Annotated in this window: 1 protein-coding gene; it reads left to right on the top strand. The window is 58.7% G+C overall.

Annotated elements, in window-relative coordinates; genetic code table 11:
- Positions 1-487, top strand: a 487-nt coding sequence (locus tag IAE40_RS25565) for an immunoglobulin-like domain-containing protein (protein WP_200604069.1), incomplete at both ends; no start/stop codon positions are given.

The following is a 487-nucleotide window of genomic DNA, read 5'->3' as shown; positions in this document are numbered from 1 at the left end:
CAGGTCGAGTACAAGGCGCCAGCCCAGGGCGATGACGTCTTCAAGGATTCTGGCTCGCTCACCATTGGCGTGACCGATGCCAGTGTTCCGGGCAAAACCTTCGAAAACCTTGAGCTGGGAAGCTCCGCCACTGTTCAGATTGCTGACACCGAAAGTGAGGTTGTCGCCACCCTGACTGCTGACAAAACCACTGTCAGCGAAGGCGGCGAGATCACTTACACCGTGACTCTGACCAACGCTCAGGGCCTGGACGTCAAAGGTCATGGCGGCCTGGTATTTACCCTTTCGGACGGCACAAAAGTCACCGTTCCCGCGGGCAGCGCCACCGGCACCATCACCATTCACGCTCCTGACGACGTGTACGTTGGCGGCCAGCCTTCGATCGTCAACAAACTCGAAGGCGTGACTGGCGCCGATAACTTCGAGAAGCTGACGCTGGGTCAGGGCGAAGTGAAAACCGATGTCACCGATGAGCCAGGCACTGGCA

The sequence above is a fragment of the Pseudomonas sp. S44 genome (assembly GCF_016624805.1).
Taxonomy (GTDB): Bacteria; Pseudomonadota; Gammaproteobacteria; order Pseudomonadales; family Pseudomonadaceae; genus Aquipseudomonas; species Aquipseudomonas machongensis.
Note: the sequence above shows the minus strand (reverse complement) of the source record. Positions and strands in the feature narration are given on the sequence as shown.